Below are 26,341 nucleotides of genomic sequence, written 5' to 3' on the forward strand. Positions count from 1 at the left end.
CCCAGATTCCATTCCCAATCTCGCTGGCTAAACCCCGCAATGGCAGTGATATGTTTCAGTCTCGCTTTTTGAGAATTAAATCCCGATAAACCACAATAAACTCAGATTAAAATACTAACAAAAAGTGAATTAGTAATGAGTTTATCTGTAGAGGCTACCAAGGAGCTATCCGGTTCCTGCTCCACCACTGCCAGCATCACCCGCTGGCGCCGTCACGACACCCACTGGGTTATCAGCCTGTTTGGCACCGCCGTTGGCGCCGGTATCCTGTTCCTGCCTATCAATCTGGGTCTGGGCGGCATCTGGCCCCTCGTCATCGTCGCGGTACTGGCAGGCCCCATGACCTTCCTCGCCCACCGCGGGCTGGCTCGCTTCGTGCTCTCTTCTTCACGTCCCCACGCCGACTTCACCGAAGTGGCGGAGGAGCACTTCGGCAAGATGGCCGGTCGCCTTATCTCGGCGCTCTATTTCCTCTCCATCTTCCCGATCCTGCTCATCTACGGGGTCGGACTGACCAACACGGTGGAGAGCTTTATGGTCAACCAGCTCGGCATGGCAACCCCGGATCGGGTGATGCTCTCCGGCGTGCTGGTATTCGCCATGATCGCCGTGATGCTGGCGGGTGAGAAAGCGATGCTGCGCGCCTTCGCCTTTATGGTCTATCCGCTGGCGGCCATTCTGGCGGCGCTCTCCTGCTACCTGATCCCTCAGTGGCAATGGCCGGAAGTGACGGCGTTTGAAGGGGTCAGCTTCCTCAATACCGTCTGGCTGGCGCTGCCGGTCACCGTGTTCGCCTTCAGCCACGCCGCCGCCATCTCCGGCTTTGCCAACGTGCAGCGCCGTGAATATGGCGAGCAGGCCGAAGCCAAGAGCGGCCTGATCCTGCGCAACACCACAGTAATGCTGGTGGGCTTCGTGCTCTTCTTCGTCTTCTCCTGCGTGCTGAGCCTCTCGCCAGCCCAGCTGGCCGAAGCCAAGGCCCAGAACGTCTCTGTGCTCTCCTATCTCGCCAACATCACCGATAACCCGGTGATCGTGACTCTGGGGCCGCTCATCGCCTTTATCGCCATCAGCTCCTCCTTCCTCGGCCACTTCCTCGGTGCCCGCGAAAGCCTGAAAAGCCTGATCGCCAAGCCCACCGGCCTGCCGCTGGCCAAGGCGGACAAAGTCGGTATCGCCCTGATGTTCTTCTCTATCTGGGGTGCCGCCGTCATCAATCCGGGCATTCTGGGGCTGATGGAAACCCTCTCCGGCCCGGTTATCGCCATGATCCTGTTTATCATGCCGGTGATTGCCATCTACAAGGTGGAGGCGCTGGCCCGCTTCCGTCACGGCTGGACCAACGGCTTTATCCTGCTAACCGGTTCGCTGGCGGTATCGGCGCTGATCTTCAGCCTGTTGAAGTAACGACTCACAGCAGATAACAAAAAGAGAGGCGACCTTGGGTCGCCTCTCTTGTCTCTGTTCGGGTGTGAACTCAGCCCAGCTTGGCGCCGTTCTCCACCGCCCGCTCGGGAATGGCCATCACCACGGCGCCATCCGGCCGGTAGAAACCGGTCAGCAGAAACTCCGACTGAAACGGGCCGATCTGCTTGGTCGGGAAGTTGACTACGGCGATGATCTGGCGGCCCACCAGCTGCTCTGGCTGGTAGAGCGCGGTGATCTGGGCGCTGCTCTTGCGAATCCCCAGTTCAGGTCCAAAATCCGCCCACACCTTGTAGGCCGGTTTACGTGCTTCGGGGAACGGCTCGACCCGCACCAGGGTGCCCACCCTCAGCTCCACCATCTCGAAATCCTGCCAGCGAATCGTCTCCATTTCGGCTCCTGTTTATCGTGCACCTTGCATGACCCGCAGCATGGCCCAAAGAGAGCATCCAGTCTTCGGCGATCAGCCGTCTCGTTGCGGCAGGCGGCCGTTTTGCTGGCGCCAGAGGGACGGAGTAAGCCCGGTCTCACTCAGGAAGCGCTCGCCGAAGGCCCCCTGATTCTGGTAGCCGCAGCGGCTGGCAATCTCGCCAACGGGCAGTTGCGTACCGGCAAGCAGGGTTCGCGCCAGTGCCATGCGCCGACTGCGAATGTAGTGGGAGACGCTCATCCCCAGCTGCTGGCGAAAAGCGAGCTTGAACTGGCTCTGGCCAAGGCAGGCGATAGCGGCGAGTTGCTGATTGGTCAGCGGGGCGGCGAGGTTGGCATCGATATGGCGTTGCACCTTGAGGATGCGGGCGGCAAGGCGTGGAATGACAGCGCTCTGCATCCCCTGCCCTTCCGCCAGCAGGGAGAGCCACACCTGCTCCATGCCCGCCACCTGCCGCCCCTCGGCCACCATGCGGTGCAGAAACGCGAGGTAGTGGCGCTGGGGCTCATCCAGCTCGATAAAGGGGTGAGCTGCCAGATCTCCGGGCAGCCAGTCGCTCTCCTGCACCAGAAACGAAAGCGCAGGATCAGCGGCGTAGTCGTGTCGCTCGCCGGGGGCGATGACGCAGGCAGAACCGGGGGCAAGCCGGCGCCCATGGCCCTGCACCTCGATCTCGAGGGGGCCATCGAGGGGGATCACCAGTTGGGCAAAGTCGTGGCTATGGCTGCAGACGTGGTGATGATAGTGGCGCAGGCTGAAGCGGGACATGGCAGATAGCAATGACGCGGCCAGGGCCGCGTCATTGGGGGTTATTCCTTGTCGAAATCTTCGATCTCTTTGCCCAACGCTTCCATGATGGCGCGCGCTTCGGCCGGGACACTGTCCGGTTGATCCTTGCGCAAGTCTTCGTCGCAAGGGAGCGGCTGGCCGGTGAAAGCGTGCAGGAAGGCTTCACAGAGCAGCTCGCTGTTGGTCGCGTGACGCAGGTTGTTCACCTGACGGCGGGTGCGCTCATCGGTCAACACTTTCAACACCTTGAGCGGGATCGAGACGGTAATCTTCTTGACCTGTTCGCTCTTCTTACCGTGTTCCGCGTAGGGGCTGACGTAGTCGCCGTTCCACTCTGTTCCCATGACTCACCTGTTCTCATTTAGCCGTGAGCGCGGATTTTAACCCTTAAGGAAATTAATGGCAATCCAACAGCAAAGCCATTTAGACGTCCGGAAGTGTTGACGGCTTTTTTAAGCTGGCGTAGTGTGGTTGTCCATGAGCCCGCAATGGCGGGATGGCGCGTGGCAGCAAGATGCCGGCGTGTGAAGAGACATCAAGGAGAGTGATATGACCCACAAGGCCACCCTGGCGGTTCGCACCGGGATTGAGACAGACCAGCAACACGGTGCCGTGGTGCCCCCCATCTACCTCTCCAGCAACTACACCTTTGCCGACTTTGGCGAGCCCCGTCAATACGATTATGCCCGCTCCGGCAATCCGACCCGCACCAATCTGGCGGGCGCGCTGGCGGCGTTGGAAGGGGGTGCTGGCGCCGTGGTTACCGGCACCGGCATGGGGGCAGTCCATCTGGTCACCACAGCACTGCTCAAGGCGGGGGATCTGCTGCTCGCCCCCCACGACTGCTACGGCGGCACCTGGCGTCTGTTTGAGTATCTGGCGGCCAAGGGCCACTACCGGGTGCAGTTTGTCGATCAGGGTAACGAGGCCGCTCTGGCCGCCGCGCTGGCCCAGAAGCCTGCGCTGGTATGGGTCGAGACCCCCTCCAACCCGCTGCTGCGAGTGGTGGATATCAGCGCCATTGCCTGCGCCGCCCACGAGGCAGGCGCGCAGGTGGTGGTAGACAACACCTTCCTCTCCCCCCTGCTGCAACAGCCGCTCGCACTTGGTGCTGATGTGGTGGTGCACTCCACCACCAAGTACATCAACGGTCACTCAGACGTGGTGGGCGGAGTGGCGATCGCCAAGGAGGCCGCACTGGCGGAGTCGCTGGTGTGGTGGGCCAACTGTCTGGGGCTCACCTCCGGGGCGTTCGACTCCTACCTCACCCTGCGCGGCCTGCGCACTCTGGCCCCCAGATTGCGCACCCATCAGGAGAACACCGATCGCATCCTCGCCTTCCTGCAACAGCAGCCGCTGGTGAAACGCATCTATCACCCCAGCCTGCCGAGCCATCCGGGCCACGATATTGCGCGCCGTCAACAGTCCGGCTTCGGCGCCATGCTAAGTTTTGAACTCGATTGCAGCGAGGCGGGCATTCGCGCCTTCCTCGCGGCCCTCACCCTCTTCTCGGTGGCCGAGTCTCTCGGCGGGGTGGAGAGTCTGGTGGCCCATCCGGCCAGCATGACCCATAGGGCCATGACCCCGGCGGCGCAGCAGGCAGCAGGCATCAGCGCCCAGCTGCTGCGGTTGTCGGTCGGTATTGAACACGGTGAAGACCTGGTGGCCGATCTGGCTCAGGCTTTTGAACAGGCGCAGCAGGCAGAACAGGTAGCGAAGTAATGGAACAGCAGCAACAAGGAGAGATCGCGGTGGCAGCAGAAGCAGGATTGAAGCGACGTCACGTCCACAAATTTGGTGGCAGCAGTCTGGCGGATCCGGTCTGTTATCGCCGGGTCGCCAGCATCGTTGAACAACAGGTGGGTGGCGACGAGCTGATCGTAGTCTCCGCCGCTGGCAAGACCACCAACCGCCTGATCCAGCTGGTGGAGCTGGCCGAAGCGGGGGACGAAGCCGCCGGTGAAGCCATCTCGGCCCTGCAGGCCTATCAGCAGAGCCTGATCGACGGCTTGCTGGAGGGTGAACTGCAGCTCGACCTGAGCAAGCAGCTGGCCGACGACATGCAGCTGATCGCCAAAACGCTTGAAGGGCAGTTTGACCGCTTCGCCCGCAACGGACTGCTCGCCTTTGGCGAAGTGTGGTCGGCGCGCCTGCTGGCAGCCCTGCTCACCAGCCGCGGCGACAAGGCTATCTGGCTCGATGCCCGCAGTTTCCTGCGCGCCGAGGATGGCGCTCTGGTCAAGGTAGATACTGCGCTCTCCAGCGAACTGCTCAAGGCGCGACTGGCGGAGCATGCCGGTCGCATCGTGGTAACCGGCTTTATCGCTGCCGACATGGAGGGGCGCTCCCTGCTGCTCGGTCGCAACGGTTCCGACTACAGCGCCAGCCTGTTGGCCCTGCTGGCGGACGGCGAATCCACCACCATCTGGAGCGACGTGGCCGGGGTCTACAGCGCCGACCCGCGCCGGGTGAAGGAGGCGCGTCTGCTGGAGCGCCTGAGCCTCGCCGAAGCGAACGAGCTGGCCCGTCTTGGCTCCTCGGTCTTGCACTCCCGAACCCTGCAGCCGGTGGCCGACAGTCGTCAGCGCCTCACCCTGCGTTGCAGCTACAACCCGGACGAGGGCTGCACCCACATCCTGCGCCGCGCCCCCCGCTCCGGCGGTGCCCGCATCGTCTCCTCGGTGGATCAGATCGCCCTCATCGAGCTGAAGGTGCTGCCACAAACCAACTATGAGCAGACGGTGGCCACCATCGAGGCCCATCTCGCCCGTTACCGTCTCAATCCGCTCACCCTGCAGCGCCAGCCGGATCGCAGGGTGCTGCGCCTCGCCTATACCCTCGAAGTGGCACAGGGCGCCTTCGAGTTGCTGCGCGACTTCCAGCTGCAAGGGAGCTTCACCGGCCTCATCCAGAAAGAGGGATACAGTCTGGTAGCGCTGGTGGGGGCAGGCGTCACCGACAACGCCGAGCAGTGTCACCGCTTCTATCAGCTGCTGGCAGATCAACCACTGGAGTTCGTACAGGTGGCCCGAGATGGCCTGAGTCTGGTGGCCGTGCTGCGTCAGGTAGTGCTGGAGCCGCTGCTCATCGCCCTCCACAGCGCCCTCTTCAGCCGCCCGACCCGGGTCGGACTGGTGGTGTTCGGCAAGGGCAATATCGGCGGCCACTGGCTGAGCCTCTATGCCCGCGAAAAGGCGCGGCTCGAACATGAACTCAATCTGGCGCTCACCCTCTACGGGGTGTTCAGCTCTGAAGGGGGCCTGCTCGATGAAGAGGGGCTGGATCCGCTCAAGGTGCAGGACAACTTTGCCCCCAAAGCGCTGATCTGGCCCGAACTGCTGGCCCAGCTGGAGCAACACAGCTTCGATACCCTGATCGCCATCGATTTGACCGCCAGCGAAACGGTGAGCCGCTACTACCCCGACTTCGCCCAGCTCGGCATTCATATCATCGCCGCCAACAAGTTTGCCGGCGCCGCCGACAGCGAGTTTTACCAGCGCATCAAGCAGACCTGCCGCGACCATCAGGTGCAGTGGCGCTACAACGCCACCGTGGGCGCCGGGCTGCCAATCCAGTCCAGCATCCAGATGCTGCGCCAGAGCGGCGACCGCATTCAGGGGGTCTCCGGCATCTTCTCCGGCACCCTCTCCTGGCTGTTCCAGCAGTATGATGGCACCCGCCCCTTCTCCGAGCTGGTGGACGAAGCATGGCAACACGGCCTGACCGAGCCGGATCCCCGCGAGGATCTCTCCGGTCAGGATGTACGGCGCAAGCTGCTTATTCTGGCGCGGGAAGCTGGCTTTGAGCTCGACTCCGCCGATATCGAGCTGGAGAATCTGGTGCCCGTCCCGCTGCGCAAGGTGACCGCCGATCAGTTCATGGACAGACTGAAAGAGCTGGATGGCCCGATCCAGACCGCCTTCGAAGGGGCCAAGCGCCTCGGCAAGGTGCTGCGCTACGTGGCACGCTTCGAGCATGACGGCAAGGCGCGGGTCGGACTGGAGTCGCTGGAGCCCCACCACCCGTTTGCCAACCTCTTGCCGTGCGACAACATCTTCGCCATCGAGAGCGACAGCTACCGCACCAACCCGCTGGTGATCCAGGGGCCGGGGGCAGGCCGGGAAGTGACCGCCGCCGCTATCCAGTACGATCTGTGGCAGATCTGCGCCAGCCTCTAAGGCTGATATGCAAAGGGAGCAACACCTCAGCTCCCGCGCACAATAAAAAAGCCCGAGTCGATGACTCGGGCTTTTTGCTGAATGCCGCTTCGATTAGGAGAAGCAAGCCTGCAGCACATAGAAAATCGCGATAGCCAGAATGGCACCGGCGGGCAGGGTGATGATCCAGGAGACTACGATGTTGCGCAGAACACCAAGATTCAGCGCCGCAATACCGCGCGCCAGGCCAACACCCATCACAGCACCGACCAGGGTTTGGGTGGTGGAGATGGGCAGACCGGTGCCGGAGGCAATCACCACGGTCGCGGCAGTGGCCAGCTGGGCAGCAAAACCACGGCTCGGGGTCAGGTGAGTGATGCCGGTACCGACCGTCGCCATCACTTTCTCGCCCATGGTCGCCAGACCGATCACGATACCGATACCGCCGAGGGGCAGGATCCACCAGGCAATGGCTGCCTGACTGGAAATCTCGCCACCGGAAGCCACGATAGAGGCCACCGCAGAGAGCGGGCCGATGGCGTTGGCCACATCGTTGGAGCCGTGGGCAAAGGCCATGGCACAGGCGGTGATCACCATCAGGATGCCAAACACCTTCTCCACGTTGGCGAAGTGCATCTTGCTGTCATCCTGCGGGTTGTACTTCTGGCCGCGAATGTAGATCCAGCCGGCAAACGCCACTGCGATGGAGATGGCGATGGAAAGCAGAATGCCCTCGCCATCGCTCAGGTGCAGACCAACGTGGGTCAGCCCCTTCTTGATGGTCACCAGACAGATAACCAGCGCAGTCAGGAACATGTAGAACGGCACATAGCGCTTGGCGTTGTTCAGGGGATCATCGGTGTTGAAGATAAGCTTCTGCACGCTGATGAACATGAAGTAGGCGATGACACCTGAGATGGCCGGGGTGATGACCCAGGAGCCGACGATGCCGCCAAACTTGCTCCACTGCACCGCTTCCGGGCCAATGCTCACCACAGCGAAACCGACGATGGCGCCGATGATTGAGTGAGTGGTGGAGACGGGCCAGCCGAAGTAGGAGGCGAGGATCAACCAGGCGCCCGCCGCCAGCAGGGAGGCGATCATGCCGAGCACCAGCAGATCCGGCGTATCGGCAAAGGCGTTGCTGTCGATGATACCGTTACGGATGGTGGCCGTCACTTCGCCACCGGCCAGATAGGCACCGGTAAATTCGAAGATCATGGCAATGATGATCGCCTGACGGATGGTCAGGGATTTCGTGCCGACCGATGTCCCCATGGCGTTGGCAACGTCGTTCGCGCCAATACCCCAAGCCATCAAAAAGCCGAACAAGGCCGCCACGAGCACCAGAGTGGTGCCGTAATTCGCGATAATGTCCATTAGTAGTGTTTACCCAGTCAGTCGATTACGAACGAGCCAGCATCAGTTCCAGACGGGCGCCTACGCGCTCGGCCTGATCTGCCAGGTCACCTACCCATTCGAGGATCTTGTAAAGGAACATCACATCGATCGGATTGTAATTGTGCTCAACCGCTTGCAGCTGTTGGCGCAGTCCGATCTGCATGGTGTCTGTATCGTCCTCGATCAGATCCAGCTGGTGGATCATCTCGGCAACCATTTCCACTTCCCGTCCTTTGAAGCCGGTCTCGAGCAGCTCGTCGAGCTCCCCGATCGCTTTCTCGGCCTGAGCGGTCGCATCAATACAACGTTTGAGGTAAGCCATGAAATCCGTCCGCATTTCGGCGGGGAACTCCATGCGACGGCCAAGCATGCGGCCGGAGATATCCTTGGCACGGTTGGCAATCTTGTCTTGCTGGGTCAACAGCTCCAGCAGGTCGGTACGTGCAACCGGCAGGAACAGGCCGCGAGGCAGTTTCAGACGGATTTCACGCTTGAGGGTATCAGCCTCTTTTTCCAGTTGGGCGATCTGCTGCCGGATCTTCTCGGCATCTTCCCAACGGTCTTCGGCAACGGCGTCAAAGAAGGGAACCAACTGCTGGGAGCACTGGTGAACCTTGACGATATGCTTCTGCAGCGGCTTGATGGGGGACTTGGCAAAAAGCCCCAAAATAGTATTTACTGGCATGGCCAAACCTGTGTCGGTGAAAAAACACTCGATACGATTTTATGAGGCGCGCATGGTAACCGAACTGCGCCCTCAATTAAACCGCGAATTAATCTAGTCGTCTCGCGGGCATTATATCCCCGCGACCCGAATCCTGCCCCCCAAAGTTGTCTGCCAGCCCGGAATGACTATGCAAACTGAGATCGAGATAAAGTTTTTTGTCGCCCACGACATTCAAGCCGAGTTATCCAACCTGCTGAATTCTCTTGAGATTAAAGAATCATCACAACAGCAGCTCGGCAACGTCTATTTCGATACGCCGACCCTGGCTCTGCGCCAGCTGGATATGGGGCTGCGTATTCGCCGCTGCGATGCCTTCGCCGAACAAACCATCAAATGCCGTGGCCAGGTGGTGGGCGGCCTGCACGCCAGACCCGAGTACAACGCTCCCGTGAGCGGCGATCTGCCGACCCTCTCGGCCTTTCCTGATGAGATTTGGCCGACTCTGACCGAGCGTGACCACATTCAGCAGCAGCTGGTCGCCCAATTTCGTACCGACTTCCTGCGCCGCCACTGGCTGATCGTCTTGGAGGGGGCCGAGATTGAGCTTGCCTGGGATCAGGGAGAGATTGTCGGCAGTCAGGGCAGCACCACCATCAACGAGCTGGAACTGGAGCTCAAATCCGGCGCTACCGCGGCGCTGTTTGCGCTGGCCCAACGCCTCGCCAAGCTTGGTGGACTGCGCCTTGGCGCCCAATCCAAGGCCCAGCGCGGTTATCGACTGGCTGGTCTTGGCAAACCGCTGGCCCTGCAGGCGCTGGTCGAACATGAAGGTATGGATGGCACAACGGGGGTAAGCGAGGGGCTGCGCCACTGGCAGCATCACGAGCAGCTCTGGCTGGAACATCCTCAGGATAAAGGCATTCAACAGCAGGCACTCGCGGCCCTGTGCCTAGGGATCGATCTGGTCGCCCGCACTGCGTCCACGCTGCCACAACCCGCACCTTGGCTGCCAGCATTGACCAGCCTGCACGCCCATCTGCAAGCCCAATCGGGCGAGCATGACGAGTGGCCTGCCGAGCTGGCCGATCTCTTCCTCTATCCGGCGTATGTCGAGTTGCAGCTGGCCATCGCCGCATGGCTGCATCACGCAGCCTGAGCGTGGCCATACCGGTACTAAAGGTCGGAAATAAAGACCGGAAACAAAAGCCAAAAACAAAACGGGTGAGCCTTGGCTCACCCGTTTTGCATTACAGCAGGTTGAGCTGCTGCATGGCGCTGCAAATGCGCTCGCGGGTCGCTTCCGACAGTGGCATCACCGGCAGACGGCACTCCTCGCTGCAGAAACCGAGCAGAGAGGCGGCATACTTGGCACCGGCCGGGCTCGGCTCGGCAAACATCGCCTGATGGAGCGGAATCAGCTGATCTTGCAGTTCACGCGCTTCTTGCCACTTGCCAGCCAGCGTGAGGTTCTGCACCTCGGCCACCAGCTTGGGGGCCACGTTGGCGGTCACCGAGATACAGCCCTGACCACCGCCGATGTTGTAGGCGACGGCAGTGGCATCTTCACCGGAGAGCCAGGCGAAGGGCTTTTTGATCAGCTGGCGCTCGGTCCAGGGGCGGGCCAGATCGCCGGTGGCATCTTTCACCCCGGCAATGCGCGGCAGTTCCGCCAGACGGGCCAGGGTCGCGGGTTGCACGTCAACGATGGCGCGCGGCGGGATGTTGTAGACGATGATCGGCTTGGCGGTGGCATCGTGTACCGCCTTGAAGTGGTGGTAGAGCCCCTCCTGATTGGGACGGTTGTAGTAACCGGCTACATGCAGAGTGGCATCAGCCCCCACCCGCTCGGCATGGAGGGTGTACTCGATGGCCTCGACCGGATTGTTGGAGCCCGCTCCGGCAATCACCGGAATACGGCCAGCGACCTGTTTTACCACCAGCTCCACCACCCGGCAGTGCTCGTCATGGGTCAGGGTCGGGCTTTCGCCCGTGGTACCCACCGGCACAATGCCGTGAGTGCCCTGTTCGATATGCCACTCCACCAGACGCAACAGCGCCTCTTCATCCAGCTTTCCCTGTCGAAACGGGGTGATCAACGCAACGATTGAACCTTGAAACATGGGATCTCCTTCTCCTAAATGACGCGCATATGGCAATAAAAAACCCCGGTACGATGTGCGCAACCGGGGTTTGAAGCTTCTCAGGGATGAGAGGTTACGCGCGAACGTCGGCAGGCCCGAATTTCAGGCTTTTTTTGTGCTTTCGTTTCAACTCGTTGAACCGCATTTCGTCATCTCTGGTCAAAAAATGGTGTCTGGGCATATTTCGGGAACACGGCATAAATGTCAAGGCGAAAGGGGCTATGTATAATGGCCGCCCAAAATTGCGTGGAGAGACCCGATGAGCAGCCCAATCAGTGCCGTCAGCCAGATGCTGGAACGAAACCAAGCCCTCTTTGTCGGCAAGCGGCTACTTGTCTGCGGCGCGCTGGAGGATGACTACCCCCGCCAGCTGGCGAGCCTGGCCCAGACCCTGACCGTCTTTACCACCGATTACTGCTACTACCGCAGCCAGCAGGCCGCCCTCGGCGAGGCTATCCTGTTCGACCACCAGCTCGGTGGCGCCCCTCGCTTCGATGCCCTGTTGCTGCTGATGCCCAAGGCCAAGGCCGAGGCACAATATCTGCTGGCCATGATGACCCCCTTGCTGGAAGCGGGTGCCGATCTGTTCCTGGCCGGTGAAAACCGCGGCGGCATCAATGGCGCCGACAAGCTGCTGGCCCCCTATGGCGAAAAGCCGGTCAAGCGCGATTCGGCGCGCCGCTGCTCTCTCTATCACGGTGAGCTGAGCCAACCGGTCGCCCCGTTCGATCTGGATAGCTGGTTTGGCCGCTACCAGTGCAAGGCGGGTGATACCGAGCTGACCGTGCTGGCACTGCCCGGCGTCTTCAGCGCCGCCGAGCTGGATCTCGGCACCCAGATGCTGCTGGCCGCCGTACCGCCGATGAAGGGCGAGCTGCTCGATTTTGGCTGCGGCGCTGGGGTAATTGGGTCTGTGCTGGCCAAGCGCAATCCGGATCTGCGGCTCAACATGGTGGATATCAGTGCGCTGGCGCTCGAATCGAGCCGCCGCACCCTGGCGATCAACGGTCTGCAGGGCAAGGTCACCGCTTCCGATGTCTATTCGGATGTCTCCACCCGTTTCCAGCACATCGTCTCCAACCCGCCATTCCATGCGGGTCTCAAAACCTTCTATGCGGCGACCGAGCAGTTCCTGGCCAAGGCGCCGGAATTTTTGCTGCCAAATGGTTCGCTGACCATTGTTGCCAACGCCTTCTTGCGCTACCAGCCTATACTGGAGACACACTTCAAACGGACTGAAGTGATCAGCAGTGATGCCAAATTCAAGGTCTATCTGAGCAAAATGTAAATAAGTGTAAGCAGCACAATAAAACAGCTAGAGAGCGCCATACGGGATCTGATAAGGTACTAAGAGCACGATAAAAACCACCCCTTTAGGGGTGTTTTTATACCGGACATTGAAAACCTTTTCATGCGGTTCATTCAGGGAGAGAAATACGATGGCAGGCATTTTGACCATGATCCTGGCTGGTGGCGAAGGTACTCGCCTGCAGCCTCTGACCACCACCCGCAGCAAGCCTTCCGTCCCCTTCGGTGGCAGCTACCGGCTGATCGACTTTGTCCTCAACAACTTCGTCAACGCCGACTTTCTGCGTATCTATGTACTGACCCAATTCAAATCCCAGTCTCTCTACTTGCACATGAAGAAAGGTTGGAACATTGTCGGCATCACCGACCGCTTTATCGACCCCATCCCGGCCCAGATGCGGATGGGCAAACGCTGGTATGACGGTACCGCAGATGCTATCTACCAGAACCTCGGCTTTATCGAGCGGGCCGAACCGGATCACGTCTGCATCTTTGGCTCCGACCACATCTACAAGATGGATGTGAGCCAGATGGTGAGCTTCCATAAGCAGAAAAATGCCGCCATGACAGTCGCAGCCCTGCGCATGCCCATCGAAGAGGCGAGCGCCTTCGGGGTGATCGAGGTGGATACCGAAGGGCGGATGATCGGTTTTCAGGAAAAGCCGAAGCAACCCAAGCACATTCCCGGAGATCCGACCCAGGCGCTGGTCTCCATGGGCAACTACATCTTCGAGACTGATGCCCTCTGCCGCGAACTGAAGCGGGATGCCGCCGAAGAGAACTCCAGCCACGACTTTGGCAAGGATGTGATCCCGAGCCTCTACCCGCGCGCCCCCGTCTATGTCTACGACTACAGCACCAACGTCATCCCCGGCGAGAAACCGCACGTCTACTGGCGGGATGTGGGCACCCTCGACTCTTATTGGCAAGCGCACATGGACCTGGTGGCCGACAATCCCCCCTTCTCCCTCTATAACCGCAAGTGGCCCCTGCACACCCACTATCCGGCGCTGCCGCCTGCTACCTTCATCGACAGCGACGAGTGCAAGGTGAAGATCGCCAACTCGCTCATCTCCGCCGGTTGCTTCATTCAGGGCAGCCAGATCCAGCGATCCATCCTCGGTTTCCGCTGCAATATCGGCGCGTGCAGCCATATCAGTGAATCCGTGCTGCTGGGGGATGTGAAGATTGGTGAAGGGTGCTCCATCCGGCGCGCCATCATTGATAAAAACGTTGAAATTGCGCCAGGCACCGTTATCGGTGAAAATCTGGACCACGATAGAGAGCGATTTACCGTATCCGAAGGCGGTATCGTGGTGGTACCTAAGGGAGCAAGAGTTGGCTATTAACCCACTGAAAATCCTGTTTGTTGCCTCGGAAGTTGAGGGGCTGGTCAAGACCGGGGGCCTGGCCGATGTCGCCAGAGCCCTGCCGATGTACCTGGCCCAGAAGGGACATGATGTCAGGATCATGTTGCCCTTCTACAAGACGATCAAGCGACGGGATGAGGCCAGACTGGTGGCGTCCCGCTGGCTGCCAACCCATCCCGGGCTGCCGGATATCGGTTATCGCATCTACCAGATGGAGCTGGATGGCGTCTGCGTCTATCTGCTCGACTGCCCGCAATATTTCGATCGTCCCCAGCTCTACGCCGAGAACAATCAGGCCTATCCGGATAATGGCGAGCGCTTTGCCTTCTTCTCGGCCGCGGCCCTCCATGCCTGCGAGCAGCTTGGCTTTGCCCCGGATATCGCCCACTGCAATGACTGGCACACCGGCCTGCTGCCACTGCTGCTGAAAACTCGCCACGCTCACAACCCCTTCTTCCAGCAGACCCGCAGCGTGATCAGCATTCACAATGCGGCGTTTCAGGGGGTGTTTGGCCGCGAGCAGTTCTGGGCCATGCCCGAGATCGCCGACTATGAACGCCGCATCAACTACGACTACGGCCACGTCAATCTGCTCAAATGCGGGGTGCTCTACGCCGACAAGATCAATGCGGTCAGCCCCAACTATGCTCAGGAGCTGCTGACTCACCTCGGCGCCCACGGCATGGCACATATCTTCCAGCAACGGGCGGCCGATCTCTGCGGCATCCTCAACGGCTGCGACTACAAGGACTGGGATCCGGAGTTCGACGAATTCCTGCCTGCGACCTACAGCATCGACAACATGGCTGGCAAACAGATCTGCAAAGAGAGCCTGCAGCAGGAAGCGGGGCTGGCCGTGGCGGACTTGCCCATCTACGGCATGGTTTGCCGCCTGACCGAGCAAAAGGGCGTTCCCCTGCTGCTCCCTGCGCTGGAGAAATTCCTCCACCATCAGGTACAAGTGGTGATCGTCGGCTCTGGCGATCCTGCGCTCGCCACGCAACTGCAAACCATGGCCCGGGATTATCCGGGCAAGCTCGCCTTCATCAACACTTATGACGATCGGCTGGCCCATCTGGTCGAAGCCGGTGCCGACTTCTTCCTGATGCCCTCGCTGTTCGAGCCTTGCGGCCTCAACCAGATGTACAGCCTCGCCTATGGCACCCTGCCACTGGTACGCGCCGTGGGTGGTCTGAAAGATACCGTGGTGGATTGGGATGCAGATCCCGAGCATGCCACCGGCTTCTGTTTTAACGATCCGACTGCCGCCATCCTGCTCGATACCATGCGCCGTAGCCTGCTCTATTTCCTGCAGGACAAAGAGCGTTTTGCCAAGGTGCAGCGCAATGCCATGAGCACCCGCTTCAACTGGCCTGACTCGGTCACCCAGTATGAACGGATGTATCAGAGCGCATTGGGCCGTTACTGAATGCCAGACGTCGGCTAATTGCTGAAGTTTTGTACCCTTTGCGCCACTTTGGGCGTCAACAGCGAAAAAAGTCCCCTTTGGCTGTTGACGCTCCCCCAAAACTCTATAGAATCCCCCTCCGCAGTGATGCGAAGGTGGCGGAATTGGTAGACGCGCTAGCTTCAGGTGTTAGTGTCCCACGGATGTGAGGGTTCGAGTCCCTCTCTTCGCACCAATACTGCCATGCTGATTCAGCAGCATGTAAATCCAACTAGAAAACCCGAATGTGCGAAGGTGGCGGAATTGGTAGACGCGCTAGCTTCAGGTGTTAGTGCCCCCCGGGTGTGAGGGTTCGAGTCCCTCTCTTCGCACCATGCTTCTCCAGACAGCATGTAAATCAAAACTGGTAACACAATGTGCGAAGGTGGCGGAATTGGTAGACGCGCTAGCTTCAGGTGTTAGTGTCCCACGGATGTGAGGGTTCGAGTCCCTCTCTTCGCACCATGCTTTATCCAGACAGCATGTAAATCCAGACTGGAAACCCGAATGTGCGAAGGTGGCGGAATTGGTAGACGCGCTAGCTTCAGGTGTTAGTGCCCCCCGGGTGTGAGGGTTCGAGTCCCTCTCTTCGCACCATGATTCTGACATGTAAACACAGAGCAATGCGCTCCAACCGCATTTAAAAACCAGCTGGAGAAAATCAGTGTGCGAAGGTGGCGGAATTGGTAGACGCGCTAGCTTCAGGTGTTAGTGTCCCACGGATGTGAGGGTTCGAGTCCCTCTCTTCGCACCATTCATTACGCAAAAGGCCCATCACGAAAGTGATGGGCCTTTTGTTTTTACTCCTTGTTATGGCTATGCTTTTGACGACTCCCCGCTCATCGTCATGCCAAGGAACGCATATGATACTGGATACCGACATTCACAACTTTTACGAACATCTGGTGCTCAAGGAGATTGAGAAACAGGGGCTGCAGCAAAAGCTCAACAGCGATCAGATGGCCGACCTCTGCTGCCTTACCCTCAACCAGCTTCCGGCCCACTATATTCGCCACAATGTCGACATGATCTACTTCCTGACCGACGCCAAGCGCACCGAAATGGAAAAGCTGGTGGTCGAATCGCTCAAGGTGGCACAGCAGAAGATCAAGCAGGCTCCCGTCAAAAGCTCATAACCAGGGCTGCTGCCAGAGCAGGGTAACGATACCGGTCAACCCGGCCACTGGCAGCAAGATCAAGGCGGGCCGCAATCCGGGCTCCAGCATCACCCAGGCAGCCAGCAGAAAACCTACACTCCAGGTGCCGTACTCTTTATCCTGACCCCATGCGAGTACGGCCACCGCCACCAGCAACATCATACCCCGCAATATCCAGCGCATTGTTTTCTCCCCAACCAACAATTGATAATAATTATCATCTGCATCTATTGGGGATGCAAGTGGCGTCACAGGCAAGCTTCGTATGTGACCCTTTGTGTCAACAGGCCGCTCAAAAACGGGTTATGAGATCAACTAATTTGTGATTTTTTCAATCAAATGTGCATTTTTGCCAATTTGATGGGGCTTTAACCCGCCGGGTTTGTGGTAGATTGCGGCCTCTTTTTGGGTTGCCTCCTCGGGATCGATGTATCCACAGGACGAGAGGGAGTGACCTTGGCGAGCAAGAGTTTAGGAAGTATCTATGCAAAACCAACAAAACCACATCCGACTACCGGGCATGGCACAGGTGTTTGCCTGTCTAGCCATTTTCCTGGCCCTGGCATTCTCGTTCACCAGCGTGCTCGATCTGCCGATCCAGCTGGCGCTGTTCATCGCCTGGTTCGTCATCATGGGGCTTGGCATCAAACTCGGCCACGATTACAAATCCCTGGAACAGGCAGCCGTTGACGGCGTTGCCAAGGGAATGGGGGCCATCCTGATCCTGGTCTCCGTCGGTGCTCTGGTCGGCACCTGGATTGCTGGTGGCATAGTCCCCAGCATCATCTACTTCGGCCTCAAGGTGATCCACCCGTCCATCTTCCTGCTGGCAACCCTGATCATCTGCTCCCTGACCTCGCTGGCCACCGGCACCTCCTGGGGCTCTGCCGCCACCGCCGGTATCGCTATGATGGGGATCGGCCACAGTCTCGGCGTGCCTGCGCCGCTGGTAGCCGGTGCCGTGCTCTCCGGCGTCTATTTCGGTGACAAGCTCTCTCCGCTCTCCGACTCAGTAGTGCTGGCTTCGACCATGTCCAACGTCGACGTGGTGGAACATATCAAGGGGATGCTGCCTATCAGCCTGCTCTCCTATGTCATCACCGCCGTGCTGTTCACCGTGGTGGGCATGCAGTATTCGGGTAATGTCAGCCTGGAGCAGGTCAATCTGGTGATGGAGGCTCTCGACAACCAGTTCAATATCACCCCGCTGGCCATAGTCCCCGTGGTGCTGGTGCTGGGTCTGCTGGCCAACCGCAAGCCCGCCTTCCCGGTGATCAGCTTCGGCGCCCTGCTTGGCCTGATCTGGGCCATCGCCTTCCAGAGCATGGATCCAGTCAAGGCAATGCACTCGGCTTATAGTCCGTTTGCCATCACCTCCGGCATCGATTTTATCGACAACATTCTCGGGCGCGGCGGCATGGAGTCCATGCTGGGCTCGGTCGCGGTCATCATCTTCGGTCTCGGGTTTGGCGGCCTGCTGGAGAAGGTCGGTATTCTGGAAGTGATCGCCAGCGCCTTCGAGAAGCGCATCAATAGCGTCGGCAGCCTGACCAGCCACACCATCGGCACCGCGTTTCTGGCCAACGTGTTTGGCTCAGCCATGTATGTGTCGCTGATCCTGACCCCCAAGATCATGGCCAAAAACTACGACCGACTGGGACTGGCGCGCAAGAACCTCTCTCGCAACGCCGAGTTTGGCGGCACCCTCACCTGCGGCATGGTGCCCTGGAGCGACAACGGCATCTTCATGGCCGGGGTTCTGGGGGTGGCAACCCTCGACTACCTGCCCTACATGTGGCTGAGCTTCACCTGCATCATTGTGACCATCATCCTCGCCTACATGGGCAAGGCAGTGAACCGGATCCCGCTGGTCGCGGCGGCAAGCTCCCGCTAAGCCATCCTGAAACAACAAAGGCGCCACCAAGGCGCCTTTGTTGTTTCAGAGAAATGCTGTTTGATGGAGCTCACTGATCACCACAAACAAAAACAGCCCTCGTTGCCGAGAGCCGTTTCATCAGACCGATAACGCCGATCAGATGGAGAAGCTGGAGCCACAGCCACAGGTCGTGGTGGCGTTGGGGTTGGTCACGGTAAAGCGTGAACCTTCCAGACCCTCGGTGTAATCCACACTGCCGCCTACCAGATATTGCAGGCTCATGGGATCGATCACCATGGTGACGCCATTCTTCTCGACTACGGTGTCCCCGTCGTTGATCTTCTCATCAAAGGTAAAGCCATACTGGAAACCGGAGCAGCCCCCACCCGTGATGTATACCCGCAGCTTCAGCTCGGGATTCTCTTCCTCGGTGATCAGGTTCTTCACCTTGTTGGCCGCCGCATCCGTCATCTGGATGGGCAGCGGGGCTTCTGCTACTGCACTCATTACTGACCTCACAACCATTAGATCCACAAACATGGAAACCGCGAAATTATCCAATACCCGACCATTCAGTTCAAGTATTCACCACGTTTAACCGGCCGCGGGAACCGGGGCAGGCGGTGCGGCGACCAGCGGCTTGATCACCTCGCCCCACTCAACCAGCAGCTCTTGCGCCGGTTGCCTGCCGTCCTTGTTGATGGTGACACGGATTCGATCCGGCACAAAGCCTTCCGGCAACTGCCAATTCCCTTCCAGCAGCTGGAAATAACGCAGGGCATAGCGCCACTCGCTCACCTTCATCCCGAGATCGCGGCCGGTCAGCGTCTTCGGCTTGTCAGCCAGGCTCCCCTCTACCCGGATCTGCACCTGACCACGGAACAGCTCCCGCTTCTTGGCAGGCTGGGTCAGGGCGAGACGATAGTGGTAGCGACCGGGAATGCTGGTCTCCTGCAGGGTCAGGTTGTCGATCACCACCCCCACCTGTTCGCCGGTGGGGCGCATGATCCGCTCGAAAAAGGCCAGCTGGCGCTTGAGCTCCTGCACCTGCGCCTCCTGACTCTTCAGGGTGGTCTGCAACTGCTCGAAGGCCGCTTTCTGGGTCGCCAACTGGGTATCTTTCACCCCCAATTCGGTCTTGAGCTGGCCGATGGCCTTGCCCTGGCGATCCAGCGTCTCCTGCTGTACCACCAACAGACTGCTCTGGGCCAGCTCCTGACGGTTACCGACAAAGTAACCGATGAGCCCGCCGACGGCTAACACGACCAATAACTTCAATAGATTGGACATAGCCCCTCATCCCGTTATCACGCCATTTACGGCAGCGCTCTCCCTTCACTATACCGCCCTGACCGGGGCCAAAGGCGATAAAGGGAAAAATTAACTGGCCGTGGCGCTGCCATCACCTCGCTTTTGACGCGCGGCGAGCCGTAAAGTTCGCTCCAGGATCTGGGAATAGATGGGCCGCCCCCCCAGCCACTGGGCAACCAGAGTCGCACCGACCGTGGTGATCATCATCGGCAGGATCAGCTGATAGTTGTCGGTCATCTCGGTGACCAGCACGATACCGGTGATGGGGGCACGCACGGTGGCAGCAAACAGCGCCCCCATTCCGGCGATGGCAAAGGCGCCGGGCTCGATGCCAAGCTCGGGAAACGCCGCATGAAACAGATGGCCAAACACCACGCCAAACAGGGTGCCCAGCGCCAGGGTCGGCGCAAACACCCCGCCTGGGGCACCGGAGCAGAAGCAGATGAGGGTCGCGACCAGCCGCACCGAAAAGATGAGGAACAGGGTCGCCATCGCATACTCATCCCCCATCAGATGGGGAATAAGCTCTGTGCCGCCCCCCGTCACCGCAGGAGCAAACAGCGACAGCACGCCAAACGTTCCGGCGACCAGCATGCCGATGGCCACAAAACGGTGGCGCTTGTTCTGGTGCAACGCCAGATAGCCATCCTGACAGGCCAGCACCAGCTTGTTGAAGACAAAACCGAGCACCCCGAAGGTGGCCCCCATAAAGAGGAACAGCCAGAGCGCCTTGAGGGCTGGCGCATCGTAGTGGGGCAGAGTGATCACCGCCCCCTGCCCTTTCATGTTCTGCAACATCAGGGTCGCCATGATGGCGGAGATCCCCACCGCCTTGATGGCCAGAAAGGAGTAGCGAAACTGCGGCCGCATCTCCTCCATCACGAATAGGATGCCCGCCAGCGGCGCATTGAAGGCTGCCGCCAGACCGCCCGCCGCACCGGCGGCCAACAGGGCATGGCCATGCTCCTTGGGCAGCCGGAAGATATCCGCCACCATCTTGCCGAGGTTGCCGCCGATCTGTACCGAAGGCCCCTCCCGCCCCAGCACCATACCGGAGCTCAGGGTGCAGATGCCACCGAAGAACTTGACCGGCAACACCCGCCACCACCGCACCGGGCGCAGATCATCCATCGCCCCCTCGATCTCGGGAATGCCGGAACCGCCCGCTTCCGGGGCAAAGGTATGAGTGAGGAAGTAGCCGACAAATCCCAGCAAGGCGCTGAAGCCAAAGCCGAGCAGACCGAGCTGCCACCAGGGACGGTCGGCCAGCAAGGCAATGCGTTGCTCTGCCAGCCAGTGGACTCCCGATTCGAACAGGCCGCACACCAGTCCGGCCAGGGTGCCGACCAGCGCCGCCAGCAACAGAACCAGCAAGGGCATCTTGTCTTGCCGGATAATGCGGGAAAGCGGCCCCCGCGAAGAGGTATCGGCTTCAGAGGAGAGAGCTTGTTGCGCCATCTTGTTACACCAACTTGGAAAAACCATATCGTCAGCTAGCTGAGATCAGGATCACCCGGTGCGTTGCTCGGCTGCCCAGGGCTGGGGCTTTCTGCTATAGTCGGCCCGTTAAATTTTTGTCACGGGAGCAGACCGAGAGTCCGGGTGGCGAGAGCGCAAAGCATACTCCTGATGCTCCGGCCTGCCGAGTCTCAATCGGCTGCAATCCCTTGTGTGACGACCAAAATCCCATTAAGGATGATCCATGTCAAAATCAGATCAGCTGTTTGAACAGGCCCGCCAGACCATTCCGGGTGGCGTCAACTCACCGGTCCGCGCCTTCAATGGGGTCGGCGGCACACCCCGCTTCATCGATCACGCCGACGGCGCCTATCTCTATGATGTGGATGGTCAGGCCTACGTGGATTACATCGGCTCCTGGGGCCCCATGCTGCTGGGTCACAACCACCCGGCCATCAAGGCCGCCGTCATCAAGGCCGTTGAGAAGGGGCTGAGCTACGGTGCGCCGACCGAGATCGAAGTGCTGATGGCCGAGAAAGTCCGCCAGATCGTCCCCTCCATGGAGCAGGTGCGGATGGTCAACTCCGGCACCGAAGCCACCATGAGCGCCATTCGTCTGGCCCGTGGCTACACCGGCCGCGACAAGATCGTCAAATTCGAGGGCTGCTACCACGGCCACGCCGACTCCCTGCTGGTCAAGGCCGGTTCCGGCGCCCTGACCCTGGGTCAGCCCAACAGCCCGGGCGTACCGGCTGATTTTGCCAAGCATACCCTGACCTGCGTCTTCAACGATCTGGATTCGGTGCGTGAAGCCTTCACCCAATACGGCAACGAGATTGCCTGTATCATCGTCGAGCCGGTCGCAGGCAACATGAACTGCATCCCGCCGGTGCCCGGCTTCCTGGAAGGGCTGCGTGCCATCTGCGACGAGTTCGGCGCCCTGCTGATCCTGGACGAGGTGATGACCGGCTTCCGCGTCTCCCTGCGTGGTGCCCAGGGCCACTACAACATCGACCCGGATCTTACCACCCTCGGCAAGATCATCGGTGCCGGCATGCCGGTGGGCGCCTTCGGCGGCAAGAAGAAGGTGATGCAACACATCGCACCGACCGGCCCTGTCTATCAGGCGGGAACTCTCTCCGGCAACCCGGTGGCCATGGCAGCCGGTCTGACCATGCTGGATCTGCTGCTGGAGCCGGGTCTCTATGAGCAGCTGAGCGCCAAGACGGCTCGTGTTGCCGAGGGACTGAAAGCGGCCGCAGCCAAACACGGCATCCCGCTCGCCATCAACTATGTGGGCGGCATGTTCGGCTTCTTCTTCACCGACGAGCCCGAAATCACCCGCTACGAGCAGGTCACTCGCTGCGACATGGAACGCTTCAAGCGCTTCTACCATCTGATGCTGGAAGAGGGCGTCTATCTGGCGCCGAGCGCCTACGAGGCGGGCTTCCTGTCGCTGGCTCACGGCGACAAGGAGATTGAACACACCCTGGCCGCCGCCGAGCGCAGCTTCGCCAAGCTGGCTGGCTAAATCACCGCTGGTTGTCGCCAAGGGCCCGTCATGGGCCCTTTTCTATTACAGAGACTCCATCACCACACAGGGCGGCAATACGCCCATTTATGGTGCATTGTCCCCTGGTCATCCGCCGATTTGTCATCCTCTGGTGCAACTTGCCCCATCATCCCTGTCATAAAGCAGGCCCACTATTTGCACATTCACCACAAGAGCCCACGTCACCGAGGTCCATATGGCAGAGATGAGCCCCATCGATGTGCTGCGGCGCTATCAGGAGTATCAGGAGGAGCTGACCCCGCTACTGCAGGGGCTGCTCAGCGCCCCCCTTGTCTCGCTCAAGGGGTATCCCTTTGTTGTCAGCATTGACCACTATCAGGGGCCGATGTGCATCCAGCCTGCGGCACCGACGGCCCATAACCGGCTGCACCTTATCGTGCAGGGGCAAGGACGGGAGATCACCGTCTGTCTGAATCAGCTGATTGGCTGGTTGATGGGGGACAGGGAGCGCCGCCGCGCCATGCCCTGGTTCAAGGCGGTCTATGTGGTGCTCAGCATGGCGCTGTTTTTGATCGTCGCCACCCTGATCTGGCACGGGCTGGAGCAGCTCTACCAGCTATTGTGCGGTGAGCAGCAGAACCAGCTCGGCGCCTTTAGCGCCATCATCTTCCTGACGCTGGCACTGGCGGTGTTCGATCTGGGCAAGACCATTCTGGAAGAGGAGGTACTGCTGCATAAGGATATCTTCCGCCACAGCGCTATTCGCCGCACCATCACCCGCTTTATCGCCGCCATTCTGATCGCGGTCTCCATCGAGGGGCTGTTGCTGCTATTCAAAGGCTCGCTCGGCCAGAGCGAGCTGCTCTGGCCAGCGGTCGGAGTGATGGGGTGTGCGGTGGGTTTGCTGCTGGCGCTTGGCCTCTATGTTTTTCTGGGGGCCAAGGCCGAAGCGGCACTGGTACAGGCTAGCCTGCGCTCTCCACCGTCAGCTGCACAGGGGAGCGACGCGCCGCCCGCCAGGAAGCGTACATGGTCCAGGAGGTATAGATGACGATAAAGGCAACCAGCCACTTCAGCATCTCCATATCCATGGATTTGACCAGCATGGCGGCCAGCACCACACCGATGGGGCCAAAGATGGCTACCGCCAGCACCGCCTTGGCATCAAACGCCCCTTTGCGGATAAAAGTGCCTGCGGAGAAAACGCTGAGCACGGCGGTGGAGCCCATCATGATGGGAAACGCCGCCAGCGGATTCATCCCCAGCAGATAAACCAACGTCATGCAGGGGGCAAACAGGCCGATACCGACATTCATCAGCACCCCGAAGATGAAATTGCCAAGCAGGGCAATCGTCAGCTTGTAGCCGCTGAGCCCCATCGCATCGCCGCCTACAGGAAAAAGCCCCAGCAGACCGGCAAAGATAAGCCCTGCAACGACCAGCAAGGAGATAGCCATCACCAACCGGATGGTCTGCCGATCAAACGAGGCCACATGGCGAGCCCCCCAGGCAGCGCCCGCTGCGGCGGCCATCATCATGCTGATCAGCGTCAGCGGCTCCACTGCGACTGCACCGACGAAGATCAGCGACTGAGTTACGGTCGGCAGCACGCACTGCCCATTGAGGGTACCCGGCAGTACCCGATCATCGATCAGCTTGAACTGCTTGTAGCAGGCGGTCTTTACCGCAAAGCTGCCCACCCCCAGGGTATCGAGGAAGTTGGCAACCCCACCGATCAACGCCACCGGCCAAAAGGGGGTCGCCTCAAAGGATCCACTCTGCTTCTTCCGACAGCAGGCTTGCACCAGCATGAAGACAAATACGAGGCCTCCGGCTATAAAAACCAGCCGTAAAATATCAACTAACATAGGGGTTTCTCCTGCAACGGGCGGCGATTCTAAGGCAAGCAGCAGAAAAAATCTTGACCGGAATTAAGCAATGCTCACGACACACCTCTGCGAGGCGAAATATTTATCATTAGACTCCGAACGGCTCTGCTAATACTTGTTACTGAGGCCAACAGGCCGGGTCCTGAGCACGTTGTTATGGTCCTTTCGCGACGACCACTTGTGCCAAAGGACATAATAAAAAAGAGGGCCGGTAGTGATACCGACCCTCTTTCTGTATCTGGCCGGGGCGCTAGGCCCTCGACCATGACAACCGCTTATTGAATGCTCTTGCCGGCACGCACGTCCTTGATAAACCCCTTCAGGCTGGCCAGATCACGGGGAGCACCGCGCAGGATCTGATCACCAATGATGAAGGCCGGGGTACCAGAGATACCGAGCGCTTCAGCCAGCGTACGGTTGGTACCGAGGTTCTGGTCAATGCTGCCATCCTTGATCTTGGCTTCCACCTTGCTCCAGTCAACACCGGCCGCCACAGCCAACTGCTTGACCTGTGCTTCATCAGCGAGCGGCCCCTGATGGGTATAGAGCTTCTCGTGGAACGCCTGGTACTTGTCAGGCTGACCCAGCTGGACCGCCAGCGCAGCACGGGCTGCGAAGTAGGAGGACTCGCTCAGAATGGGGAACTGCTTGTAGATGTAACGGATATCTTTATCTTCCGCCATCAGCTGCTTGACCAGCGGATGGGCCCGTTTGCAGTAACCACAGTTGTAATCGAAAAACTCCACAATGGTCAGAGATGCCTTCGGATTCCCCATCTCGGGATCCTGATTGGCATAAAGCTGCTTGGAGTGAGCCTTGATCAGCGCCTTGTCACTCTCGGCCTGCTGGCTCTCCTGCTTGGCACGCAGGGCATTGGACATCTCGACCAGGATCTCGGGGTTCTTGACCAGATAGTCGCGAACGATTTGCTCGACATCGCTTTTGGTCAGCTCGCTTGCATGTACCGGCGTCGCCAGCAGGGTCACACCAGCCAGCGCGCAAAACAGGGCATTTTTAATAGTCATAACGTTATCTTGCAGAGGATATGATAGAGGCCACTATAGTGGTTGAGTCTGTTTTCAAGTCAAGTTATCTGGCCAAAAAAGCGCTTGATGCGCCCTGATTGCCACTTTTTCATGTTGTTTAGCACAATTAACCAGCAATCGAACCGGACGGGGATTTACAAGCCGGATCAGCATGGTAATATTCGCCGCACTGCTGCGGAGGGGTGGCAGAGCGGCTGAATGCACCGGTCTTGAAAACCGGCGATGGGCGACCATCCGTGGGTTCAAATCCCACCTCCTCCGCCATTTATACCGAGCCCATGCAACCATGTTGCGTGGGCTTTTTATTTGCCTGCGATTTGCCATTCCTAATAGCTCTCAAAATACTAGCCTTCTCCAACACCTGTCTTGATCTTCTCACCTGCGGGCTCAACAGCTGCCACAAGATCACCTATCAATATCGAACCTCTGCGTTCCTGTGCACATCCCTTCCTACTCCAAACCACAGCGACCAAACGCTCCCACAACAGATCCAGATTGGCATGGCATAGCCAATAACCCCTCTTCGGAATAAAGTCAGGACCGGTTAACACAGTCATAGAAAAGCAGGGGCGATGGGGTTGCGGCTTAAAAAGAGCGGATGGCTAACTCAGGAAGCAGAGATTCCAAGCAAGAGGTCATGACGTATAGGCGATCATGGGATGCACGGGATATGACAACTGCAGAGCCACCGCACAGAGCGACAGCGGTTCAGTTAAGGAAGAGTACCAAGCGAAATATCAGGCTATTTGTGGAACCAGAAAACAGCGGCGAGTAACAATAAGAACAGAAGAAAAGAGATAAGATGGGTCAATTATCAGGCAATTCTCTAAATTGCAGGCAATAAAAAACCCCGCTCGATGAGCGGGGTTTCTTGTATTGGGTGCCTGGCAGTGTCCTACTCTCGCATGGCGAATGCCACACTACCATCGGCGCTACCGCGTTTCACTTCTGAGTTC

At 59.3% G+C, this 26,341-nt stretch carries 23 protein-coding genes and 6 tRNA genes; 17 read left to right on the top strand and 12 right to left on the bottom strand.

Annotated features, from left to right (window positions below):
- The first annotated feature begins 135 nt into the window (after positions 1-135).
- Positions 136-1,407 carry an aromatic amino acid transport family protein gene (locus G5154_RS11410; RefSeq protein WP_139408588.1) on the top strand — a complete coding sequence of 424 codons (1,272 nt, stop codon included), beginning with the start codon at positions 136-138 and terminating at the stop codon, positions 1,405-1,407.
- 70 nt (positions 1,408-1,477) lie between these two features.
- Here G5154_RS11410 and G5154_RS11415 read toward each other — a convergent pair whose 3' ends face one another.
- The 3 genes from G5154_RS11415 to metJ form a co-directional block, all read right to left on the bottom strand.
- Positions 1,478-1,816 carry a tRNA-binding protein gene (locus G5154_RS11415; RefSeq protein ID WP_421250948.1) on the bottom strand — a complete coding sequence of 113 codons (339 nt, stop codon included), beginning with the start codon at positions 1,814-1,816 and terminating at the stop codon, positions 1,478-1,480.
- A gap of 72 nt (positions 1,817-1,888) precedes the next feature.
- A complete protein-coding gene (locus G5154_RS11420; RefSeq protein ID WP_421250947.1) occupies positions 1,889-2,623 on the bottom strand; it encodes a helix-turn-helix domain-containing protein in 735 nt (244 codons plus the stop codon).
- Positions 2,624-2,664: 41 nt separating this feature from the next.
- On the bottom strand, positions 2,665-2,988 hold the full coding sequence (metJ, locus tag G5154_RS11425; protein ID WP_005340251.1) for a met regulon transcriptional regulator MetJ: 324 nt from the start codon (positions 2,986-2,988) through the stop codon (positions 2,665-2,667).
- 205 nt (positions 2,989-3,193) lie between these two features.
- Here metJ and metB point away from each other — a divergent pair, with 205 nt between their 5' ends.
- Both metB and G5154_RS11435 read left to right on the top strand, forming a co-directional pair.
- A complete protein-coding gene (gene metB / locus G5154_RS11430; RefSeq protein WP_337073667.1) occupies positions 3,194-4,366 on the top strand; it encodes a cystathionine gamma-synthase in 1,173 nt (390 codons plus the stop codon).
- The gene (locus G5154_RS11435; RefSeq protein WP_421250946.1) at positions 4,366-6,822 is read left to right on the top strand and encodes a bifunctional aspartate kinase/homoserine dehydrogenase II; all 2,457 of its coding nucleotides are present in this window, start codon (positions 4,366-4,368) and stop codon (positions 6,820-6,822) included. Before metB ends, G5154_RS11435 begins: the two co-directional genes overlap by 1 nt.
- Before the next feature lie 93 nt (positions 6,823-6,915).
- Here the strand turns inward: G5154_RS11435 and G5154_RS11440 are convergent, their stop codons facing one another.
- Together G5154_RS11440 and G5154_RS11445 are read right to left on the bottom strand one after the other, a co-directional pair.
- On the bottom strand, positions 6,916-8,181 hold the full coding sequence (locus tag G5154_RS11440) for an inorganic phosphate transporter (protein WP_421263938.1): 1,266 nt from the start codon (positions 8,179-8,181) through the stop codon (positions 6,916-6,918).
- A gap of 25 nt (positions 8,182-8,206) precedes the next feature.
- Positions 8,207-8,887, bottom strand: coding sequence for a TIGR00153 family protein (locus G5154_RS11445; RefSeq protein ID WP_005340244.1), 681 nt, complete (start codon positions 8,885-8,887; stop codon positions 8,207-8,209).
- A 169-nt stretch (positions 8,888-9,056) separates the two neighbouring features.
- Between G5154_RS11445 and G5154_RS11450 the strand changes: the two genes are divergently transcribed.
- The gene (locus tag G5154_RS11450) at positions 9,057-10,025 is read left to right on the top strand and encodes an inorganic triphosphatase (RefSeq protein WP_421250945.1); all 969 of its coding nucleotides are present in this window, start codon (positions 9,057-9,059) and stop codon (positions 10,023-10,025) included.
- 91 nt (positions 10,026-10,116) lie between these two features.
- Here G5154_RS11450 and dapA read toward each other — a convergent pair whose 3' ends face one another.
- On the bottom strand, positions 10,117-10,989 hold the full coding sequence (gene dapA / locus G5154_RS11455; protein WP_421250944.1) for a 4-hydroxy-tetrahydrodipicolinate synthase: 873 nt from the start codon (positions 10,987-10,989) through the stop codon (positions 10,117-10,119).
- A 280-nt stretch (positions 10,990-11,269) separates the two neighbouring features.
- Between dapA and rsmC the strand changes: the two genes are divergently transcribed.
- The 9 genes from rsmC to G5154_RS11500 all read left to right on the top strand — a co-directional run bounded on the left by rsmC (position 11,270) and on the right by G5154_RS11500 (position 16,271).
- The gene (gene rsmC, locus G5154_RS11460; protein WP_421250943.1) at positions 11,270-12,298 is read left to right on the top strand and encodes a 16S rRNA (guanine(1207)-N(2))-methyltransferase RsmC; all 1,029 of its coding nucleotides are present in this window, start codon (positions 11,270-11,272) and stop codon (positions 12,296-12,298) included.
- A 151-nt stretch (positions 12,299-12,449) separates the two neighbouring features.
- Positions 12,450-13,667 (top strand): glucose-1-phosphate adenylyltransferase, encoded by a 1,218-nt coding sequence (gene glgC / locus G5154_RS11465; RefSeq protein WP_421250942.1) that lies wholly within the window; start codon positions 12,450-12,452, stop codon positions 13,665-13,667.
- Positions 13,657-15,117 carry a glycogen synthase GlgA gene (gene glgA / locus G5154_RS11470; protein WP_005343039.1) on the top strand — a complete coding sequence of 487 codons (1,461 nt, stop codon included), beginning with the start codon at positions 13,657-13,659 and terminating at the stop codon, positions 15,115-15,117. The genes glgC and glgA overlap by 11 nt, the downstream gene beginning before the upstream one ends.
- Positions 15,118-15,245: 128 nt before the next feature.
- A tRNA-Leu gene (locus tag G5154_RS11475) sits at positions 15,246-15,331 on the top strand.
- A 53-nt stretch (positions 15,332-15,384) separates the two neighbouring features.
- Positions 15,385-15,470, top strand: a tRNA-Leu gene (locus G5154_RS11480).
- A gap of 44 nt (positions 15,471-15,514) precedes the next feature.
- Positions 15,515-15,600, top strand: a tRNA-Leu gene (locus G5154_RS11485).
- A 46-nt stretch (positions 15,601-15,646) separates the two neighbouring features.
- Positions 15,647-15,732 (top strand) — tRNA-Leu (locus G5154_RS11490).
- A gap of 71 nt (positions 15,733-15,803) precedes the next feature.
- Positions 15,804-15,889: transfer RNA gene (locus G5154_RS11495), tRNA-Leu, on the top strand.
- A 109-nt stretch (positions 15,890-15,998) separates the two neighbouring features.
- The gene (locus G5154_RS11500) at positions 15,999-16,271 is read left to right on the top strand and encodes a late competence development ComFB family protein (protein WP_005343036.1); all 273 of its coding nucleotides are present in this window, start codon (positions 15,999-16,001) and stop codon (positions 16,269-16,271) included.
- Here the strand turns inward: G5154_RS11500 and G5154_RS11505 are convergent.
- Positions 16,266-16,475 (bottom strand): hypothetical protein, encoded by a 210-nt coding sequence (locus tag G5154_RS11505; protein ID WP_005343034.1) that lies wholly within the window; start codon positions 16,473-16,475, stop codon positions 16,266-16,268. The two genes, G5154_RS11500 and G5154_RS11505, sit on opposite strands and share 6 nt — an antisense overlap.
- Before the next feature lie 301 nt (positions 16,476-16,776).
- Between G5154_RS11505 and nhaC the strand changes: the two genes are divergently transcribed.
- Entirely contained in the window at positions 16,777-18,186 is a 1,410-nt protein-coding gene (gene nhaC, locus G5154_RS11510) for a Na+/H+ antiporter NhaC (protein ID WP_421251634.1), read from the top strand.
- 138 nt (positions 18,187-18,324) lie between these two features.
- On the opposite strand, the gene erpA is transcribed toward nhaC, so the two are convergent.
- From erpA to clcA, 3 genes are all read right to left on the bottom strand, one after another.
- The gene (gene erpA, locus G5154_RS11515) at positions 18,325-18,675 is read right to left on the bottom strand and encodes an iron-sulfur cluster insertion protein ErpA (protein WP_005340225.1); all 351 of its coding nucleotides are present in this window, start codon (positions 18,673-18,675) and stop codon (positions 18,325-18,327) included.
- Between the two features lie 87 nt (positions 18,676-18,762).
- Positions 18,763-19,458 (bottom strand): DUF6776 family protein, encoded by a 696-nt coding sequence (locus G5154_RS11520; RefSeq protein WP_005343032.1) that lies wholly within the window; start codon positions 19,456-19,458, stop codon positions 18,763-18,765.
- Positions 19,459-19,548: 90 nt separating this feature from the next.
- Positions 19,549-20,937, bottom strand: coding sequence for a H(+)/Cl(-) exchange transporter ClcA (clcA, locus tag G5154_RS11525; protein ID WP_033136489.1), 1,389 nt, complete (start codon positions 20,935-20,937; stop codon positions 19,549-19,551).
- Positions 20,938-21,181: 244 nt separating this feature from the next.
- On the opposite strand from clcA, the gene hemL reads away from it, so the two are divergent.
- Positions 21,182-22,468, top strand: a complete 1,287-nt coding sequence (gene hemL, locus G5154_RS11530; protein ID WP_368152885.1) for a glutamate-1-semialdehyde 2,1-aminomutase — start codon at positions 21,182-21,184, stop codon at positions 22,466-22,468.
- Between the two features lie 217 nt (positions 22,469-22,685).
- Positions 22,686-23,501 carry a hypothetical protein gene (locus tag G5154_RS11535; RefSeq protein WP_216979575.1) on the top strand — a complete coding sequence of 272 codons (816 nt, stop codon included), beginning with the start codon at positions 22,686-22,688 and terminating at the stop codon, positions 23,499-23,501.
- Here the strand turns inward: G5154_RS11535 and G5154_RS11540 are convergent.
- The gene (locus G5154_RS11540; protein ID WP_421213001.1) at positions 23,416-24,318 is read right to left on the bottom strand and encodes a TSUP family transporter; all 903 of its coding nucleotides are present in this window, start codon (positions 24,316-24,318) and stop codon (positions 23,416-23,418) included. The two genes, G5154_RS11535 and G5154_RS11540, sit on opposite strands and share 86 nt — an antisense overlap.
- Positions 24,319-24,614: 296 nt before the next feature.
- Positions 24,615-25,364, bottom strand: a complete 750-nt coding sequence (locus tag G5154_RS11545; RefSeq protein ID WP_158110468.1) for a DsbA family protein — start codon at positions 25,362-25,364, stop codon at positions 24,615-24,617.
- Between the two features lie 197 nt (positions 25,365-25,561).
- Here G5154_RS11545 and G5154_RS11550 point away from each other — a divergent pair.
- Positions 25,562-25,649, top strand: a tRNA-Ser gene (locus G5154_RS11550).
- Positions 25,650-26,341 lie beyond the last annotated feature (692 nt).

Source organism: Aeromonas sp. 600527, from assembly GCF_049175415.1.
GTDB classification, from domain to species: domain Bacteria; phylum Pseudomonadota; class Gammaproteobacteria; order Enterobacterales; family Aeromonadaceae; genus Aeromonas; species Aeromonas veronii_A.